This window comes from Microvirgula curvata (genome assembly GCF_054781615.1).
Genome location: NZ_BAAGUB010000028.1, coordinates 140,162 through 158,624, shown reverse-complemented (window position 1 = coordinate 158,624; position 18,463 = coordinate 140,162). Strand labels below are relative to the sequence as shown.

The 18,463-nt window shown below is 65.6% G+C and carries 19 protein-coding genes; 4 read left to right on the top strand and 15 right to left on the bottom strand.

Annotated elements, in window-relative coordinates; all coding sequences use genetic code 11:
- Positions 1 to 4: 4 nt before the first annotated feature.
- The 9 genes from ACYVG8_RS11745 to parC form a co-directional block, all read right to left on the bottom strand.
- Positions 5 to 1,066 carry a sulfate/molybdate ABC transporter ATP-binding protein gene (locus tag ACYVG8_RS11745; protein ID WP_028498604.1) on the bottom strand — a complete coding sequence of 354 codons (1,062 nt, stop codon included), beginning with the start codon at positions 1,064 to 1,066 and terminating at the stop codon, positions 5 to 7.
- A 26-nt stretch (positions 1,067 to 1,092) separates the two neighbouring features.
- Positions 1,093 to 1,983: a sulfate ABC transporter permease subunit CysW gene (cysW, locus tag ACYVG8_RS11740; RefSeq protein WP_028498605.1), complete on the bottom strand. Its 891-nt coding sequence runs from the start codon at positions 1,981 to 1,983 to the stop codon at positions 1,093 to 1,095.
- Positions 1,984 to 1,995: 12 nt separating this feature from the next.
- Positions 1,996 to 2,826, bottom strand: a complete 831-nt coding sequence (gene cysT, locus ACYVG8_RS11735; RefSeq protein WP_028498606.1) for a sulfate ABC transporter permease subunit CysT — start codon at positions 2,824 to 2,826, stop codon at positions 1,996 to 1,998.
- Between the two features lie 26 nt (positions 2,827 to 2,852).
- Positions 2,853 to 3,677 carry an EAL domain-containing protein gene (locus ACYVG8_RS11730; RefSeq protein ID WP_051528720.1) on the bottom strand — a complete coding sequence of 275 codons (825 nt, stop codon included), beginning with the start codon at positions 3,675 to 3,677 and terminating at the stop codon, positions 2,853 to 2,855.
- Positions 3,678 to 3,690: 13 nt separating this feature from the next.
- Complete coding sequence (locus ACYVG8_RS11725) at positions 3,691 to 4,692, bottom strand: sulfate ABC transporter substrate-binding protein (RefSeq protein WP_281661077.1); 1,002 nt, start codon at positions 4,690 to 4,692, stop codon at positions 3,691 to 3,693.
- Between the two features lie 146 nt (positions 4,693 to 4,838).
- Complete coding sequence (locus ACYVG8_RS11720) at positions 4,839 to 5,684, bottom strand: sulfurtransferase (RefSeq protein WP_028498608.1); 846 nt, start codon at positions 5,682 to 5,684, stop codon at positions 4,839 to 4,841.
- A 78-nt stretch (positions 5,685 to 5,762) separates the two neighbouring features.
- Positions 5,763 to 6,143, bottom strand: a complete 381-nt coding sequence (crcB, locus tag ACYVG8_RS11715; RefSeq protein ID WP_028498609.1) for a fluoride efflux transporter CrcB — start codon at positions 6,141 to 6,143, stop codon at positions 5,763 to 5,765.
- 64 nt (positions 6,144 to 6,207) lie between these two features.
- The gene (locus ACYVG8_RS11710) at positions 6,208 to 6,669 is read right to left on the bottom strand and encodes a cupin domain-containing protein (RefSeq protein WP_107888917.1); all 462 of its coding nucleotides are present in this window, start codon (positions 6,667 to 6,669) and stop codon (positions 6,208 to 6,210) included.
- Between the two features lie 107 nt (positions 6,670 to 6,776).
- Positions 6,777 to 9,107: a DNA topoisomerase IV subunit A gene (gene parC / locus ACYVG8_RS11705; protein WP_460745862.1), complete on the bottom strand. Its 2,331-nt coding sequence runs from the start codon at positions 9,105 to 9,107 to the stop codon at positions 6,777 to 6,779.
- 147 nt (positions 9,108 to 9,254) lie between these two features.
- Here parC and ACYVG8_RS11700 point away from each other — a divergent pair, with 147 nt between their 5' ends.
- Positions 9,255 to 9,710, top strand: a complete 456-nt coding sequence (locus ACYVG8_RS11700) for a GNAT family N-acetyltransferase (RefSeq protein ID WP_051528722.1) — start codon at positions 9,255 to 9,257, stop codon at positions 9,708 to 9,710.
- 1 nt (position 9,711) lies between these two features.
- Here the strand turns inward: ACYVG8_RS11700 and ACYVG8_RS11695 are convergent, their stop codons facing one another.
- Positions 9,712 to 10,101, bottom strand: a complete 390-nt coding sequence (locus tag ACYVG8_RS11695; RefSeq protein WP_199489719.1) for a VOC family protein — start codon at positions 10,099 to 10,101, stop codon at positions 9,712 to 9,714.
- A 221-nt stretch (positions 10,102 to 10,322) separates the two neighbouring features.
- On the opposite strand from ACYVG8_RS11695, the gene ACYVG8_RS11690 reads away from it, so the two are divergent.
- From ACYVG8_RS11690 to ACYVG8_RS11680, 3 genes are all read left to right on the top strand, one after another.
- Positions 10,323 to 10,922: a Maf family protein gene (locus ACYVG8_RS11690; protein ID WP_460745861.1), complete on the top strand. Its 600-nt coding sequence runs from the start codon at positions 10,323 to 10,325 to the stop codon at positions 10,920 to 10,922.
- A gap of 74 nt (positions 10,923 to 10,996) precedes the next feature.
- The gene (gene rng / locus ACYVG8_RS11685) at positions 10,997 to 12,520 is read left to right on the top strand and encodes a ribonuclease G (RefSeq protein ID WP_028498614.1); all 1,524 of its coding nucleotides are present in this window, start codon (positions 10,997 to 10,999) and stop codon (positions 12,518 to 12,520) included.
- A 135-nt stretch (positions 12,521 to 12,655) separates the two neighbouring features.
- A complete protein-coding gene (locus ACYVG8_RS11680; protein WP_028498615.1) occupies positions 12,656 to 14,017 on the top strand; it encodes a sodium-dependent transporter in 1,362 nt (453 codons plus the stop codon).
- A gap of 3 nt (positions 14,018 to 14,020) precedes the next feature.
- On the opposite strand, the gene ACYVG8_RS11675 is transcribed toward ACYVG8_RS11680, so the two are convergent.
- The 5 genes from ACYVG8_RS11675 to ACYVG8_RS11655 all read right to left on the bottom strand — a co-directional run bounded on the left by ACYVG8_RS11675 (position 14,021) and on the right by ACYVG8_RS11655 (position 18,377).
- The gene (locus ACYVG8_RS11675) at positions 14,021 to 14,599 is read right to left on the bottom strand and encodes a YqiA/YcfP family alpha/beta fold hydrolase (RefSeq protein WP_107888919.1); all 579 of its coding nucleotides are present in this window, start codon (positions 14,597 to 14,599) and stop codon (positions 14,021 to 14,023) included.
- An 87-nt stretch (positions 14,600 to 14,686) separates the two neighbouring features.
- The gene (locus tag ACYVG8_RS11670) at positions 14,687 to 15,727 is read right to left on the bottom strand and encodes a nucleotidyl transferase AbiEii/AbiGii toxin family protein (RefSeq protein ID WP_460745860.1); all 1,041 of its coding nucleotides are present in this window, start codon (positions 15,725 to 15,727) and stop codon (positions 14,687 to 14,689) included.
- Positions 15,720 to 16,292 (bottom strand): DUF6088 family protein, encoded by a 573-nt coding sequence (locus ACYVG8_RS11665; RefSeq protein ID WP_233495170.1) that lies wholly within the window; start codon positions 16,290 to 16,292, stop codon positions 15,720 to 15,722. The genes ACYVG8_RS11670 and ACYVG8_RS11665 overlap by 8 nt, the downstream gene beginning before the upstream one ends.
- Positions 16,293 to 16,487: 195 nt before the next feature.
- Positions 16,488 to 17,270 carry a serine O-acetyltransferase gene (gene cysE, locus ACYVG8_RS11660; RefSeq protein WP_028498619.1) on the bottom strand — a complete coding sequence of 261 codons (783 nt, stop codon included), beginning with the start codon at positions 17,268 to 17,270 and terminating at the stop codon, positions 16,488 to 16,490.
- A gap of 132 nt (positions 17,271 to 17,402) precedes the next feature.
- Positions 17,403 to 18,377: a quinone oxidoreductase family protein gene (locus ACYVG8_RS11655; protein WP_107888921.1), complete on the bottom strand. Its 975-nt coding sequence runs from the start codon at positions 18,375 to 18,377 to the stop codon at positions 17,403 to 17,405.
- Positions 18,378 to 18,463 lie beyond the last annotated feature (86 nt).

The following is an 18,463-nucleotide window of genomic DNA, read 5'->3' as shown; positions in this document are numbered from 1 at the left end:
CAACTCAGATGTTCGCGCCTTCGTCGACGAATACCGCCACTTTTTTCGGCCGGACGAACACCTGGTCACCAAGCATCAGGCCAAGGGCGCGGTAATCGTCGCGGTTCAGCGCCACGTCGATAACCTGCCCGCTCAGGCTGTTCAGCTCGACCCGCACCACCGGGCCAACCGCATGGATGTGCTCGACGGTGCCGCTGGCCAGCGCGCGGTCTTCGTCGCGGCTGACTTCAAGATCGTGCGGACGCACGTAGATGGTCGCATCGCCATCGCGGGTCGCATCTTCCAGCTTGTGCTGGTAGTCGCCGATCGCCACGCGTCCGGCTTCGACCCGGCCGTGGAACAGGTTCACGTCGCCGAGGAACTGGGTGACGAACGGCGAGGCCGGATCGTCATAGATCGACGCCGGGCTGCCGACCTGCTCGATGCGGCCGTGGTTCATCACCACCACCCGGTCGGACACTTCCAGCGCCTCTTCCTGGTCATGGGTCACGAACACGCTGGTGATGTGCATTTCATCGTGCAGGCGGCGCAGCCAGCGACGCAGATCCTTGCGCACCTTGGCGTCGAGCGCGCCGAACGGCTCGTCGAGCAGCAGCACCTTGGGCTCGACCGCCAGCGAACGGGCGAGTGCGATCCGCTGCCGCTGGCCGCCGGACAGCTGCGACGGGTAGGCGTCGGCCAGCCAGTCCAGCTGCACCAGTTTCAGCAGCGACATGACCTTCTCGCGGATCACCTCCTTCGGCGGCCGGGTCGCACGCGGCCGTACCGACAGGCCGAAGGCGACATTCTCGAACACCGTCATGTGGCGGAACAGCGCGTAATGCTGGAACACGAAACCGACCTTGCGCTCGCGCACATGGCGTTCGGTCGCATCCTCGCCATGGAACAGGATCTGGCCGCTGTCCGGCGTTTCCAGGCCGGCGACGATGCGCAGCAGCGTGGTCTTGCCACAGCCGGACGGCCCGAGCAGGGCGAGCAGTTCGCCCGAGGCGATGTCGAGGTTGACGTTGTCGAGGGCGACGAAGTCGCCGAATGTCTTCTGGATCTGGCGGATGGCGATGCTCATGCGATCTTTCCCGTCATTCTTTCAATTCAGTGAGCGGTGGCAAGACGGGCGCGGGCTTCCAGCGGCACGTCCGCGCTTTGCTGGCGCGTGGCGCGCCATTCGACGATGGACTTCAGCACCAGCGTGACCAGGGCCAGCAGGGCCAGCAGGGACGCGCAGGCGAAGGCGCCGACGAAGTTGTATTCGTTGTACAGAATCTCCACATGCAGCGGGATGGTGTTGGTTTCGCCGCGGATATGGCCGGACACCACCGATACCGCACCGAACTCGCCCATCGCGCGGGCATTGGTCAGGATCACGCCGTACAGCAGACCCCACTTGATGTTCGGCAGCGTGACCTTCCAGAACGTCTTCCAGCCCGAGGCGCCAAGCACGATCGCCGCCTGTTCCTCGTCGGTACCCTGGGCCTGCATCAGCGGGATCAGTTCGCGGGCGACAAACGGGAAAGTGACGAACACGGTGGCGAGCACGATGCCCGGCACGGCGAAGATGATCTTGATGTCGTGCTCGGCCAGCCACGGGCCCAGCCAGCCCTGCGCGCCGAACAGCAGCACGTAGATCAGGCCGGCGACCACCGGGCTGATCGAGAACGGCAGGTCGATCAGCGTGGTCAGGAAACTCTTGCCGCGAAACTCGAACTTGGCGATCGACCAGGCAGCGGCGACACCGAACACCAGGTTCAGCGGCACCGAGATCAGCGCGGCGATCAGCGTCAGCTTGATCGCGTCGACGGCCTCGGGGTCGGTCAGCGCGGCCAGGTACAGGTCCCAGCCCCTGGACAGCGCTTCCCAGAACACGCTGATCAGCGGCACGAACAGGAACAGGGTCAGGAACAGCAGCGCCAGCAGGATCAGTGCCCAGCGGACGGCAAGCGGCTCGGTCGTGGCCCGGGTGCGCTTCGAAGCGGAATTGGACATGGTTCTCTCCGGTTAGCGCGCGGCGTGGCGGCGGCTGGCCCACCACTGGATGCCGTTGATGGAAAACAGCATCAGGAACGAGATGACCAGCATCACCACGGCGATGGCGGTCGCGCCGATATAGTCGTACTGCTCGAGCTTGCCGATGATCAGCAGCGGCGTGATTTCCGACACCATCGGAATATTGCCGGCAATGAAGATCACCGAGCCGAACTCGCCGGTGGCGCGGGCAAAGGCCAGCGCAAAACCGGTCAGCAGCGCCGGCAGGATGGTCGGCAGGATCACCCGGGTGAAGATCTGCAGCCGGCTGGCGCCGAGACAGGTCGCCGCCTCTTCCAGCTCGGCCTCGAGGTCTTCCAGCACCGGCTGCACGGTCCGCACCACGAACGGCAGGCCGATAAAGGTCAGCGCCACGACGATGCCCAGCGGGGTAAACGCGACTTTCAGTCCGAGCGGCTCCAGCCACTGGCCGAACCAGCCATTGGGCGCATAGATGGTGGTCAGCGCGATGCCGGCCACCGCAGTCGGCAGCGCAAACGGCAGATCGACCAGCGCGTCGATGATCCGCTTGCCGGGGAACGGATAGCGGACCAGCACCCACGCCACCAGCAGGCCCATGACGCCGTTGATGCTGGCGGCAATCAGCGAGGCGCCGAACGACAGCCGCAGCGAGGCCAGCACCCGGTCGGTGGTGACCGTGCTCCAGAAGCCGGCCAGGCCCAGGTCGGTGGTTTTCAGCACCAGCGCGGCGATCGGCAGCAGCACGATCAGGCACAGCCAGAACAGGCTGTAGCCGAGACCGAGGCCGAAGCCGGGCAGGACACTGTGTTTTTTGAACGACATGTATGTACTCGGGCTAGAGGTTGAAGTCAGGCGGCCAGGGCGTCCACCGCGCCGTCGAGTCCCGGCGCCGGGCGCCCGAACAGATAGCCCTGCAGGAACGGAATGCCGGCTTCTTCGGCCAGCGCGCGCTGCGACGCCGTCTCGATGCCCTCGGCGACGACATGCGCGCCGAGTCCGTTGACCACCCGCACCAGCTTCGGCAGCAGGTAGCTCGGACTGGCACGGCTGCCGTCAAGCAGCCGGCGGTCAAGCTTGACGATATGCGGACGCAGGCTGAACAGCCGCCGCTCCGACACCCCGTTGTCATCGCCGCCGAAGTCGTCCAGCGCGATCAGGAAACCGCGGGTCTTGAAGTTGCTGACTGCGTGGCTCAGGCGCACCTCGTCCGTCGTCGCGTGTTCGAGGATCTCCAGCACCACGCGGCCCGGTTCGAGACCGGCCTCGCGCACGATGCACTCGAAGGTCCGGCCGTACTCGCCGGACACGCTTTGCAGGTGACGCGGGTGCAGATTCAGGAACAGGTAAGCGTCCTTCGGCTGCTGGGCGACGAAGTTGGCCAGGTGCAGGCTGCGGCAGATGCGGTCGAAACGCGCCATGGCCTCGCCGACGCCGAGCCGGTCGAAGGCTGCTTCCGGCGCCAGCGGTGCGCCGTGCTCGTCGAAGGCCCGCAGCAGTCCTTCCCAGCCCAGCACGCTGTTGTCGGTCGCGCGGAGGATGGGCTGGAACGCACTGGTCAGACGCAGACCGTTGCTGTCCGCTTCCACCACGCCATGGCGGGCGACGAACACCGGGGTGTCGTCGCTGGCGAAGCGCTGGTTCAGCAGATTGAGCAGATCGACGGAGATGGCCACCGGATAACGCCTTTTACTTGCTGCTGTAGATCTGGTCGAACACGCCACCGTCCTTGAAGTGGACGTCCATCGCCCGCTTCCACGAACCGAAGGTTTCCTCGACGGTAAAGGTCCTGATCGCCGGGAACTGGGCCGCATGTCTGGCCAGCACCTGCTTGTTGCGCGGGCGCAGGTAGTTCTGCGCCGCGATTTCCTGACCTTCCGGACTCCACAGGTATTCCAGGTAGGCGGTGGCTTCCTTGCGGGTGCCCTTCTTGTCGACCACCTTGTCGACCACCGATACCGGGCTTTCGGCCAGGATGGACACGGCCGGGTAGACAACGTCGAAGCTGCCGCGGCCGAATTCGCGCGCGACCATTTCCGCCTCGTTCTCGAACGTGACCAGCACGTCACCGATCTGGCGCTGCATGAAGGTGGTGGTAGCGGCACGGCCGCCGGCATCGAGCACCGGCACGTTGGCGAACAGTTTCTTCACGTAGTCGCGCGCGGCGGCATCACCGCCGTGGCGCTTCGCCTGGCCCCAGGCGGCCAGATAGGTATAGCGGCCGTTGCCGGTAATCTTCGGGTTCGGGATCACGACCTGTACACCCGGCCTGACCAGATCGTTCCAGTCCCTGATCTGCTTCGGGTTGCCCTTGCGCACCAGGAAGATCATGGTCGAGCTGAACGGCGCGGCGTGATCCGGCAGGCGTTTCTGCCAGTTGTCCGGCACCAGCTTGCCGCGTTCGGCCAGGATGTCGATGTCCGGTGCCTGGTTCATGGTGATCACGTCGGCCGCCAGGCCGTTGACCACGCTCATCGCCTGCTTGCTGGAGCCACCGTGCGACTGCTGGATGGTGACCGTCTCGCCGGTCCGGGCCTTGTATGCCTTCTGGAATGCCGGGTTGTAGTCCTTGTAGAAGTCGCGCATCACGTCGTAGCTGACGTTCAGCAGCGTGACATCGGCGATGGCGGCAACACTGCTGCCGGCCAGTGCGGCGGCGACAACGAGGCGGGACAAAAGGCGGCTGACCATGCGGCAACTCCTGGGCTGATTTCGGACAATGCCAGAGAGCTTACGCAATTCGCCTTAATTACAATAAATACTGTTTAGCGATAGTTTTATATTGTCTGAGAATAACCAGCCCCCCGTCCGGACCCGGCAACAGGGGGCTTCGGCGCTCAGGCGCCGGTCGCGCAGGGCCGGCCCGGCGCGGCCACCCATTCGCTCCACGAGCCCGGATACAGGCGGCTGCCGTTCAGGCCCGCATACTCCATCGACAGCAGGTTGTGGCAGGCGGTCACGCCGGAACCGCACTGGTGGACGACCTGCTGCGGCGGGCGTCCGCCAAGCTGCGTCTCCCACTCGTCACGCAGCGCGGCCGCCGGCTTGAAGCGGCCGTCGCTGGCCAGATTGCCGGCAAACGGATGATTGATCGCACCAGGGATATGCCCGCCGACCGGGTCGATGGTTTCATTCTCGCCACGGAAGCGGTCGGCACCGCGCGCATCGACCAGCTGGAACTGCGCCCGGTCGATATTGGCCAGCACCTCGTCGGCCGTCACCGTACGCATGCCGCCATCGCGCGGCAGGAAACGCACCGGCGGGTGCGAGCCGGCTTCCGCCCGGGTCAGCGGATGGCCGGCGGCGGTCCAGGCCTGGATACCGCCATCGAGCACGGCCACCTCGTGATGGCCCAGCCATTGCGCCAGCCACCACAGCCGCGCGGCAAACATGCCGCCGGCGTCGTCATAGGCCACGCACTGGATGCCGGGTGCCAGTCCCAGCGCACCGAATACCACTGCCAGCCGTTGCCGGTCCGGCAGCGGGTGACGGCCGTTGCTGCCGGAGGTCGGTCCGGACAGGTGATAGTCCAGGTGCAGGTGATGCGCATCGGGCAGGTGTCCGGCCGCATAGGCGCCGCGGCCGTAATCGGGGTCGGCCAGTTGGTGCCGGCAGTCGATCAGCAGGACGGATTCGGGCGGCAACACCGCGAGTTCGTCCACGGAAATCAGTGTTCGGTACATGGTCACACTCCGTTACACAGTGTGACCATTAAAGTCCCTTGCCCCCGCCGCTGGCAAGCCGGCATGCCGTCGTGCGCGCTACGCCAGCACCCGCACCAGCAACAGACCGGTCAGTGTCAGCAGCAGGGAGCCGAAGACGTGCAGGCCGATGCCGATCATGACGCTGGCCCATTGGCCGGCCAGAATAAAGCCCGACATTTCCGCGGAAAATGTCGAAAATGTCGTCAAACCGCCGAGAAAACCGGTCGTCAGCGCCAGTCGCATCGCATCGGGCCAGTCACCGAAATGACTGAACAGCCCCATGATCACGCCCATCAGCAGCGCGCCGATCCAGTTGGCGGCCAGCGTGCCGAGCGGCAGGCTGGCCAGCAGCGGATTGAGCAGCAGGCTCAACACCCAGCGACACCAGGCACCGACGGCGGCGCCGATGCCGACATAGAGAAAGGCAAGGGGACTCATGAGCAGGCGCTAGCAAATAAAACCGGCAGGGTAGCGCGCCAGGACGGCGCCGGGTAGCCCCGCCTCACTTGCCCAGTCGCGGGTCGTCGGCCAGATCGAGATAGTGGATGTCGAACGGCCCGTCGCCATACAGCTGCAGCACGGTCATCTGCCGGGTGTACAGATAGTGGTGGGTGGCCGGTGGCAGGTACAGATAGGCGCCGCTGCGATGCTCGTCGGCGGCGCCGGCCTTGACCGTATTGCCGTAACCGACATACAGCCCGCCGGACAGCACGACGAAATTGGTCGCCAGCGAATGCCAGTGCGGGCCGATCCGGTAGCCGGCCGGCAGCATCAGCCACACCGAGTAGGTGCCGGCCCGCTCCGGGTTGCCCTGCAGCGCCGTGACCAGCGCGCCCTTCGGCATCGCCCGGGTCGCCATGCGCCACGACACGTCCGAGCCGGCACGTTCGATAACGCCAGGCGGCAGCGCTGCCAGCGCCGGAGGCAGCATGGGCAGCAGGGCCAGCAAGTATATTGCGCGCATCGGTCGTCCCCGCGTCGGCTGATCGGCTACTTATCCGTTGTAGTCCATCGCCGTCACTCGGGAACGACAAAAGCCGGCAGGCCACAGCCCACCGGCATCAGCCGTCGTCAGCAGTCCCGGATCGCACTGATCTGCCAGCGCTTCGGCAGCAGCTTGCCGCGCCGCGCACGCTTGCCGATATAGTCGGCCAGCATGATGTTGAAGCTGTCCTCGCGCCCGGTCCGCAGCGTGCCGGTCAGCGTCGCCTTGGCACCGCTGACGATGCCGACGGCAGTCGTGGTCTCGCCGTCGTCGAGCTGTACCAGCATCAGGCCACGGCCCTTGGCCAGCGGCTTGAGCTCGGCCAGCGGGAAGGCCAGCACCCGCGCCTCGCTGGTCCCGACCGCCAGCAGGGCGCCGGCAGGCGTCGCGGCAGGCAGCGGCAGCGGCCGCAGCGGGGTTTCCTTTCCGTCCAGCGACAGGAAGCCCTTGCCGGACTTGTTGCGGCTGACCATGTCGCCCATCCGGGCGACAAAACCATAGCCACCGGAACCGGCGATGACGAAGCGGGCATCCTCCGGCGCGGCAACCAGCTCGGCCACCTGCGCCCCGTCCTGCACTTCGATCAGCGACGTGACCGGCACGCCGTCGCCCCGGCCGGTCGGCACTTCGGCCGCATCCACGGTATACGCGCGGCCCTGGCTGTCCAGCACCACCACCGGCCATACCGTGCGCGTCTCGACCACGGTATGCAGCCCGTCGCCATCCTTGAACGACAGCGATTCCAGGTCGACGCTGTGGCCGACCCGGGCACGGATCCAGCCCTTGCGCGACAGGATCAGCGTGATCGGCTCGTCGGCCACGGTCTGGGTCAATACCGCCTTCTCCGCCGGCTGCAGCAGGCTGCGGCGCTTGTCGCCGTACCTGGCCGCATCGGCCTCGATTTCGGCGATGACCAGTGCCCGCTTGGCGTCTTCGTCGCCGAGCAGGTGCGACAGACGCGCGCCTTCCTCGCGCAGCGCATCGAGTTCCTTTTCCAGCTTGAAGCCTTCCAGCCGCGCCAGCTGACGCAGGCGGATTTCAAGGATGTCCTCGGCCTGGATCTCGCTGAGGCCGAATGCGGCCATCAGTTCGGACTTCGGCTCGTCCGATTCGCGGATGACGTGGATCACTTCATCGATGCGCAGGAAGACCAGCAGCCGGCCTTCGAGAATGTGGATGCGCTGGTCGACCTTGCCGAGCCGGTGGCGCAGGCGGCGGGTAACGGTATCGACGCGGAAGCTCAGCCACTCGCTCAGAATGGCACGCAGCCCCTTCTGGCGCGGGCGGCCGTCCAGCCCGATCATCACCAGGTTCAGCGAAACGTTCTGTTCCATGCTGGTCTGCGCCAGCAGCAGGGTCATGAAGTCGTCCGGGTTCTGCCGGCTGGACTTCGGCTCGAACACCAGCCGCACCGGATGCTTGTTGTCCGACTCGTCGCGCACGCGGTCGAGCTGGCTCAGCATCAGCGCCTTCAGGTTCTGCTGGTCCTGGGACAGGGTTTTCTTGCCGGTCTTGACCTTCGGATTGGTCGCGTCCTCGATCTCCGCCAGCACTTTCTGCGCCGAGCTGCCCGGCGGCAGCTGGCCGACGATGATCCGCCACTGGCCGCGGGCCAGCTTCTCGACCTCCCAGCACGCGCGGACGCGGACCGAGCCGCGGCCGTGTTCATAGGCGGCGCGGATGTCTTCCGGCGGGGTGATGATGCGCCCGCCGCCCGGAAAGTCCGGGCCCGGCACGTAGGCCATCAGCGCGGCGGTATCCAGATCCGGCTGCTTCAGCAGCGCCACGGCGGCGGCGGCGACTTCGGTCAGGTTGTGCGGCGGAATTTCCGTCGCCAGCCCGACGGCGATGCCGGAGGCGCCGTTCAGCAGCACCATCGGCAGTCGCGCCGGCAGCAGTTGCGGTTCTTCGAAGGCGCCGTCGTAGTTCGGGATGAAATCCACCGTGCCCTGGTCGATTTCCGACAGCAGCAGATCGGCGATCGGCGTCAGCCGCGCCTCGGTGTAACGCATCGCGGCCGCCCCGTCGCCGTCGCGGCTGCCGAAGTTGCCCTGGCCGTCGATCAGCGGGTAGCGCAGCGTGAAGTCCTGCGCCATCCGCACCAGTGCCTCGTAGGCCGAGCTGTCGCCGTGCGGGTGGTATTTGCCGAGGATTTCACCGACGACGCGCGCCGACTTGACCGGCTTGGCGCCGGTGGACAGGCCCATTTCCTTCATCGCGTACAGGATGCGACGCTGCACCGGCTTCTGGCCGTCGGCCACTTCGGGCAGCGCACGCCCCTTGACCACGCTCATCGCGTATTCCAGGTAGGCGCGCTCGGCGTAGGTGTCGAGAGGCAGGTGGTCGGCGGCCTCGTCGGCTACCGGCGCCGGCGGTGCCGGCGGGACGGTGCCGGCCGGTTCGAACAGATCGTTCATCGCAATGCGGTCAGGAAGTTCATCTCGTCGCGGATTCTATCGGTTACGACCCGGTCCGTCGCGCCCGCAGGTCATGGACCGGGTACGCGGACCGGGATCCGGCGACTATCATGGCGGATTCTTCCGCCTTGGCACGAAAGCACGATCATGCAGACTGACTGGACCGTTCTGACTTTTCCGCAACTCGGCGTCGACAACCTGTACGACCTGCTGCAATTGCGCGACCAGGTATTCGTCGTCGAACAGGCGTCGATCTACGGCGACCTCGACGGCCTCGACCGCCCGGCGCTGCACCTGCTCGGTCGCGATGGCAGCGGCGCGCTGGTGGCCTATGCACGCCTGTTGCCGCCCGGCAGCAAGCGCGACGGCGAAGTCGCCATCGGTCGCGTGGTCATCGCCCCGGCCGGCCGGGGCCAGGGACTGGGCAAACAGCTGATGCAGCTTGCACTCGACACTGCTGCCCGCCACTTTCCGGGCACGCCGCTGTGGCTGTCGGCACAGGTCGACAAGATCGGCCTGTACCGCCAGTTCGGTTTCGTCGACCAGGGCGACGCCTATGACGACGGCGGCATCCTGCACCGGGACATGTGCCGTCCGGCCTGACTTACAGCGACGGGTCGCGGTTGGCGACCTCGATCAGGTTGTTGTCCGGATCGCGGAAGTACACCGACAGCAGCATGCCGGTCGCCCCGGTCCGATGGACCGGGCCTTCCACCACCGTCACGCCGCAGGCGTCGAGATGGGCGATGACATCGTGGATCGGCACCGAGGTCAGGAAACACAAATCGGCCGAGCCCGGCAGCGGATGGTCCGCCTTGGGTTCGAATTCGTGCCCGTGCAGGTGCAGGTCGATTTTCTGCGTGCCGAAACTGAGCCCCTTGCGCCGCTCGGCGAAGGTAACGATGTCCATGCCCAGTACGATCGAATAGAAACGGCAGGTCTGCTCGATATCGGCGACGGTGAGAACCACATGGTCCAGTTGGTCCAGCTTCATGATGCGGCTCCTTGCCAGTTGCCCGGAGGTCCGGAGAAAGGCTGATATGCCATCATTCTGCCTTGCCGGCGACAAACGCACACCCCCCTTGATCACAGACAACGCCTGACGGCGCCGGCAATGGCACGCGAGCGTCGTTTCAGCGCGTATCACCCCGGCCCGGCAACGCCCGGCGTGGTAATCTCCTTGTCCAACTGCGTTCTGCTTCCCACCCCGACATCATGACTGCCGTGCACACTCTGTACCTCGCCAGCGCCAGCCCGCGACGAAAGAAAATCCTCAATCAGCTCGGCCTGATGACGGCGCGCATTCGCGCCGACATCGACGAGTCGCGCCATTACGGCGAAAGCCCGCGCGAGTACGTGGTGAGGCTGGCGCGGGAAAAGGCCGCAGCAGGCTGGGCGGTGGTCGAGGCCGAGGGCCTGCCGGCACGGCCGCTGCTGGCGGCGGACACCACGGTGGCGCTCGGCGACGAGATCTTCGGCAAGCCGGCCGATGCCGACGAGGCGCGCAGGATGCTGCGCCGCCTGTCGGGCACGGTGCACGAGGTGTTCACCTCGGTGGCGGTGCGGCTGGGCGGCCGGGTCGAGGTCGCCACCTCGGTCAGCAAGGTCACGTTCTCGGTGCTGACAGAGCGGCAGATCGACGCCTACGTCGCCAGCGGCGAGCCGATGGACAAGGCCGGCGCCTACGGCATCCAGGGTCGGGCCGGACTGTTCGTCGCCTATCTGGAAGGCAGCTATTCCGGGGTGATGGGGCTGCCGGTCCATGAAACCGGACGTCTGCTGGCCACCTTCGGTATCGACGTGCTGGCGGCCTGAACGCACCGCTCCCTTATTTCCAGCGACCGCCCGCATCCGGCGGACGCAGCTGATTGCCATTGCCGGAGGCCGACATGTCGTTGAAAGACCACCCCACTTCACAGCCGATTCCGCTGCCGACGCGCGACAGCATGCGACTGGCAGAAAAGATCCTGGTCAACATCACCCCGCAGGAAACCCGCGTGGCGGTGCTGGAAGACAATGTGGTGCAGGAACTGCACATCGAGCGCGAGGCCAGCCGCGGCATCGTCGGCAATATCTATCTCGGCCGCGTCAAGCGCGTGCTGCCCGGCATGCAGTCGGCCTTTATCGAGATCGGTCTGGAACGCGCGGCGTTCCTGCATATCGCCGACATTCTCGAGCAGCGCCAGCACCCGAGCGAACCGCAGCGCATCGAAAAGATGCTGTTTGAAGGCCAGACCGTGCTGGTGCAGGTGATCAAGGACCCGATCGGCAGCAAGGGCGCGCGTCTCAGCACCCAGGTCAGCCTGGCCGGACGTTTCCTGGTCCACCTGCCGCAGGAAGAACATATCGGCGTTTCGCAGAAGATCGAAGCCGAAACCGACCGGACCAGCCTGAAAACCCGGCTGGAATCGCTGCTGCCGGAAGGCTCGCCGCGCGGCTACATCATCCGCACCAGCGCGGAAACCGCCAGCGACGACGAACTGGCGGCCGATATCGGCTACCTGAGCAAGCTGTGGACCGACATCCGCGCCCGGGCCGAAACGCAGCCGGCGCAGTCGCTGCTGTACCAGGACCTGCCGCTGTCGCTGCGCGTGCTGCGCGACATGGTCAGCGAGGCCACCGAGAAGGTCGTTGTCGACTCGACGGAAAACCATGGCCGCATGGTCGAGTTCGCCGCCCAGTACGTGTCGCAGTCACTGCGCAAGATCGAGCGCTATGCCGGAGAGCGGCCGCTGTTCGAGCTGCACGGCATTGAAAGCGAGATCGACAAGTCGCTGTCGCGGCGGGTGAACCTGAAGTTCGGCGGCTACCTGATCATCGACCAGACCGAGGCGATGACCACCATCGACGTCAACACCGGCGGCTTCGTCGGGGTAAAGAGCTTTGACGACACCATCTTCAAGACCAATCTGGAAGCCACCCACGCCATCGCCCGGCAACTGCGGCTGCGCAATCTGGGCGGCATCATCATCGTCGACTTTATCGACATGGACAGCGAGCAGCACCGGGAAGCGGTGCTGACCGAACTGGCGCGTGCGCTGGCACGTGACCGCACCCGGGTCACGCTGAACGGCTTCACCAGCCTCGGGCTGGTCGAAATCACCCGCAAGCGCACGCGGGAAAGCCTTGCCCACGTGCTTTGCGAATCCTGCCCGACCTGCCAGGGCCGGGGCGAGATCAAGACCGCGCAGACGGTGTGCTATGAAATCCTGCGCGAAGTGGTGCGGGAAAACCGCCAGTTCTCGGCCCGCGGCTTCCGCATTCTCGCCGCCCAGCCGGTCATCGACCTGTTCCTCGACGAGGAGTCGCAAAGCCTCGCCATGCTGGCCGATTTCGTCGGCAAGCCGGTCACGCTGCAGGTGGAAACCGAGTATCCTCAGGAACAATTCGACGTGGTCCTGATGTCGAACTGAGCGTCGGCGCGGCGCGAATGGCGCCGTCCGGCAAAAATTTCACGTTTCCTTGCGCCAGATTCTTGCCGGCATGCCGCGATCTCAGCACAATCGCGCCTTCGCGACCCGGATCGCTCGCAGATTGTGCCAACCAGTATGTCTACCCCCTCTACTCAGCGCGACGGTTTCACGTCTTCGTTCGGCGTGCTGGCCGCGACCCTCGGCTCGGCCGTCGGTCTCGGCAATATCTGGAAATTTCCCTACCTGACCGGTGCCAATGGCGGCGCCAGCTTCCTGGTCGTCTACCTGCTGGCGACATTGCTGGTCGGCCTGCCGGTGATGATCGTCGAAATCATGCTCGGCCGGCGCGCCAAGGCCAATGCCGTGACCACGCTGGAACGCCTCGCGCCGCGCGGACAGCCGTGGTGGCTGATCGGGGCGATGGGCGGGCTTGCTGCCTTCCTGATCCTGGCTTTCTATTCCGAAGTGGCCGGCTGGGTGTTCGCCTACGTATTCAAGTCGGCGGCCGGCCATGTGCTGACGACCGACCCGGCCGTGGCCGGCGCCGCGTTCGAGCACATGATCAACAGCCCGTTCGAGGCGCTGCTGTGGCAATGGGCGGTGCTGGTGTTTATCGGTGCCATCATCCTGATGGGCGTGTCCAAGGGCATCGAAGCCGTCACCAAACGGCTGATGCCGGTGCTGTTCCTGCTGCTGATCGCCATCGGCATCCGCAGCATGACGCTGCCGGGCGCGATGGCCGGTCTGCACTTCCTGTTCGCGCCGGACTTCTCCAAGATCACCACCGCCACCGTGCTGACCGCACTGGGGCTGGCGTTCTTCAAGCTGTCGATCGGCATGGGCACGATGATGACCTACGGCAGCTATTTCCGTGACGACCAGAATATCCCGGCCACCGCGACCCGGGTCATGCTGGCCGACCTGACCGTCTCGATCCTCGCCGGCATCGCCATCTTCCCGGCCGTGTTCGCGCTGGGCTTCAAGCCGGAAGCCGGTCCGTCGCTGCTGTTCATCACCATCCCGGCCGTGTTCGCCAACATGCCGGGCGGCAGCGTGTTCCTGGTGGTGTTCTTCGTGCTGACCGCGATCGCCTCGACCGGGGCGATGCTGTCGCTGCTGGAAGTCCCGGTCGCCGTGCTGAGCGAGAAGTTCGGCTGGTCGCGCATCCGTGCCGTGGTGGTCAGCGTGCTGCTGCTGGCGGCGCTGGGCTCGACCGCCGCGCTGTCACACAGCCTGCTGGCCGACGTGAAGCCGTTCGGCATGACCTTCTTCGACCTGTACGACTTCCTCAGCTCGAACATCATGCTGCCGCTGGGCGGCATCGGCCTGGCGATCTTCGTCGGCTGGGTGCTCGGCAAGAACCAGACCATCGACGCGCTGTCGAACGGCGGCGTGCTGGCCAATGCCGGCGTGGTCAGGGTGGTGGTATTCCTGCTGCGCTGGGTGTCGCCGGTGCTGATCGCCCTGGTGATGCTGAAAGGGCTGAAGGACTTCTGACCGTCAGCCTTCCTCGGCGGCGAAGGCGAGGATCTGGTCCAGGTAGTCGCCGAACTGCGGGAAACTGTGGTCGCCGCCGTCCAGCAGGGTCTGGCGGCAACCGGCGAAGCGCTCGACGCCATCACGGTAGTCGAGCACTTCGTCGCCGGTGCATGTCAGCAGCCAGTAGCGCGACGGCGTGATCCGTGCAGGCTCCGCCTGGCGCAGGATGTCGAAGTACTCGCGCCGCACCACGACCTGCTCGCCGGTGTGATGGTGGGTGTGGATGCCGACATATTCATCCGCATGCCGGTACGGATAGGCAGCCGGATTGACCAGCACCGCGCGCGCATTCCACTTCTCCGCCATGATCTGGGCCAGATAGCCGCCCAGGCTCGACCCGACCATGATGAACGGCTCGAACTCGAAGTCGATAATCTCCGCTTCGATGGCCAGCATGGCCGCCAGCGGTTCGGACGGCAGCAGCGGGGCGTGGAACAGGTGACCGAGTCCACGGTCGGCCATGTGCCCGGCCAGCATCATCGCCTTTTCGGACGCGGGGCTGGACAGGAAGCCGTGCAGGTAGAGGATGTGGGTATTCATGCTGTAAAGCATACACAAGCGGCGAGGCGACGGCATGCGGAAAGCGGCTTCCACCCCGGACGCCTGCATCAGCTTTTTTCTGCGCTTTCATTTCCCGCTGGCGAGCTTGCAAGCTTCCTCGTTTGCCTTTGCTTCCAGGTCGGCGCATGCCTCTAGCAGCTCGTCAAAAGGCAATGCGTCGCCCAGCATGATCTCGTCAGCAAGCATGGCCGCATAATCCTCGGCAAGAGCGGCCCGGGCGTTTTTTTCGGGGACGATGCTCAGCTTCCCTGTAGCTGCTGCGACATAGTCAATGATCTGGCCGCTGGCATCTTTTTCAATAAAAAAGTGCGATTTATGGCGGGCAACAGCGATTGCCACCTCATGATCGGCAATGGCTGCCGTGAAATGGGAACTTCGCGCAATCGCAGCCAGATCGTGCCAATGCCGGGCATACCGTCCGCCTCGAATACGCCCTTGTGCGCAGAACACATGCGCTGCGGTCGCCTTTTCCCAGAAGGTCCGGCTGACACTCATCACCTGCGGGAAAGCGACCGGAAAGGTGAGATCCGGCAGGCATTCGGCCATATCGCAGGTAACGTGATGTATCTGGTGGGGTTCTCCGGTAGCACGACCGCCGAACTCCAGCGTGACGACCGGCGCCACATAGCCCGTACCCTGCGTCAAGGCAGGATAGCGCAGCAGCAGTTTGTCATTATCCTGGCCGCCGGGCTCGATCTGCACGTCAAGGTGATCACGCTCACGTGCTTGCTGAAGGACGGGCAATATGTCTTTTGTGATCCAGTAGGGCAGGCGATCCCGGACGGCCCTGGTCCATTTGTCGGCCTGGCTGCGGCTGGCCGGCAGTTCTCCATGGTGAGCAAGCAGATCCGGGATCAGCTTTCGGATGTCGCAGGTAAGGTCGATGTCTTCCGAGAAGCGGTCGATAATCCTGTAGGCCTTGGAGAGCGAAGTACCGCCCTTGAAGGTCAGGTCACTTGCTGAGGGCGAGTCGAAGAGAGCGCATAGCGCCCAGACCACCCAGATGTCCTTTTCCAGCAGGTGAGCCGGGCGGCCTGATCGGGCGCGGGCATGTTCCAGCGCTTCACGCTGGTCTTCCTGGCTGAGGCTGAAAAAGTGTTCAGCCACGCATTGCCTCCTGGCCGATGGCCGCCGCCATCCAGCCCGGCAAGGTTGCCCGTGCCGTGGTCAGGGCATGCCACTCGGTACTGGAAAGTGTGCGATGCAGTAAAGCCAGGGACTCACTGGCATGCGTTTGCCCCATCCATGCCAGGGCACGCACCGCTGCGCCCGCCGGGCGTGCGCCCAGGGCCAGCATCCAGTGCGGAGCATGCTTGACCAGCACTTCCGAGCGACCAAGCACCAGTTTGCGCGTCCGGCCGGACGTCAGGTAAACCTCCCGGACAGGCACCTGTTGTGTCAGCCCCAGCGCATTGGCAGCACTGGCGCCATGCGGCACGACGATCTCGCCACTTTGCGTGGCCAGGGCCAGAACGATCTTTTCAGGAGCAGGTGCACGCACGCCGAACCGGCTGGATACAGGAGCAACGTAGGCACCACGGGCCACGCGCAGCAGCCGGCCGGCCCTTGCCAGCCGGGAAAACGCCTGATCAATGGCGGCCCGGCTGCCCAGGTGCAGGAATGCCTTTGGCGACAGGACGCCCCCCTCGGGGAGAGAGCGGGCTTGTTGCATGATGGTTTCGGGCAACGTATTCACAGGGCACCTCATTTGTCAGAAACAGTACTCCAGTTTCTGACATCATGAAAGCAATAACGTGCCCCGTGCACAGCGGTCTGGCGGCCCTGGATGGCAAGGTACGCCTGTTCTGGATAACCGGGCAATCCGGCACGGGCCTGCACGAAGCACAGGCCCGCCAGGAAGAGGGCCTCAGCCCAGCTTGTGATTCATCTCCAGCGCCGGCATGTCCTCGGCCGACTGGCCGACGATGCGGGCCGGCACGCCGGCCACGGTCACGTGTGGCGGCACGTCATCCAGCACCACGCTGCCGGCACCGACCTTCACGCCTTCGCCGATGCGGATATTGCCAAGCACCTTGGCCCCAGCGCCAAGCAGCACGCCGGCACCGATCTTCGGGTGGCGGTCACCGCACTCCTTGCCGGTCCCGCCGAGCGTCACGCCCTGCAGGATCGACACATTGTCGCCAACCACCGCCGTCTCGCCGGCGACAAAGCCGGTCGCGTGGTCGAGCAGGATGCCACGGCCGAAACGGGCGGCCGGATGGATGTCGACCCCCATGCTTTCCGAGACCCGGTTCTGCAGGAACAGCGCCAGCGACACGCGGCCGGCATTCCACAGCCAGTGCGTGACCCGGTAGCTCTGCAATGCGTGATAGCCCTTGAAGTACAGCAGCGGCGTCGAGTACGCGTCGCAGGCCGGGTCGCGGTCAAAGCAGGCGGTCAGGTCGGCCCGGGCGGCATCGGCCAGATGCGGGTCGGCATCGAAGCCTTCGCACAGCAGCTCGTACAGTGCCCGGCCGTCCATGACATTGCACGCCAGCTTGCTCGACAGGTGGAAGGCCAGCATGTCCTCGAAACACGCGTGCCGCAGCACGGTCATGTGCAGGAAACTGGCCAGCAACGGTTCTTGTCTGGCCGCGCGTTCGACCTCGTCGCGGATGGATTGCCAGAGCGGGTCGGGCTGAAAACTCACTACTATCTCCGAAAAAACCGGCCGGGCCGGCGGGGGCAGAGGGTTCGGAACCCCCGTCAACGCCACAGACGAGCGTGAACGGGGTCTCCCCCAGCGTGGGGGCGAAAGGGGCAGGATTCAATCGGCTGTGGTTCAGGGCACCAGAATGGTCGAACCGGTGGTCAGCCGTGCTTCCAGGTCCGCGTGCGCCTGCGCCGCGTCCTTCAGCGCATAACGCTGACCGGGCTGGACCCGGACCTGGCCGGACAGCAGCACGTCGAACAGGTCGGCGGCGGTTTCCAGCAGTTCGGCGCGGGTGGCAGTGTAATGGCCGAGCGTCGGCCGGGTCAGGTACAGCGAGCCCTTCTGCGACAGCAGCAATGGGCTGAACGGCGGCACCGCACCGGACGCATTGCCGAAGCTGACCAGCATCCCGCGCAGCGCCAGACTGTCGATCGAGCCGGCGAAGGTGTCCTTGCCGACCGAGTCGAACACCACCGGCACCCCGTGGCCGCCAGTGATGTCGCGCACCCGCTCGGCGAAGTTTTCGCGCCGGTAATTGATGACGTGGTCGGCGCCGAGCGCGCGGGCGATGTCGGCCTTGGCGTCCGAACCGACGGTGCCGATCACGGTCGCGCCGAGCGCCTTCGCCCACTGCACTGCGATCTGGCCGACGCCGCCGGCGGCGGCATGCCACAGCAGCGTGTCGCCGGGCCGGACCGGCCGGGTGCACTTCAGCAGGTAACGGGCGGTCATGCCGGCCAGCATGCTGGCGGCGGCGATCTCGTCGCTGATGCCGTCCGGCAGCGGGACCAGCTTGTCGGCGGCAAGATTGCGCCGCTCGCTGTAGGCGCCGAGCGGCCCGCCGACATAGCCGACGCGGTCGCCGATGGCGATACCGTCGACGCCGGGGCCGATCGCCTCGACCACCCCGGCGGCCTCGGTGCCGAGACCGGACGGCAGCGGGGCCGGGTACAGCCCGCTGCGGATATAGGTATCAATGAAGTTGACCCCGATGGCAGTGTGCCGGACGGTGACTTCGCCTGCGCCCGGCGCGGGCACGTCGACGGTTTCCCAGCGCAGCACGTCGGCGCCGCCCACGGTGTGGAAGCGGATGGCATGACTCATCGGGCACTCCGAATCAATAGGGTTGACCTGTCGATTGTAGCGCCTGACAAATTTCATGTCGTGCGGCCGCACGCACCAGCGGCCGA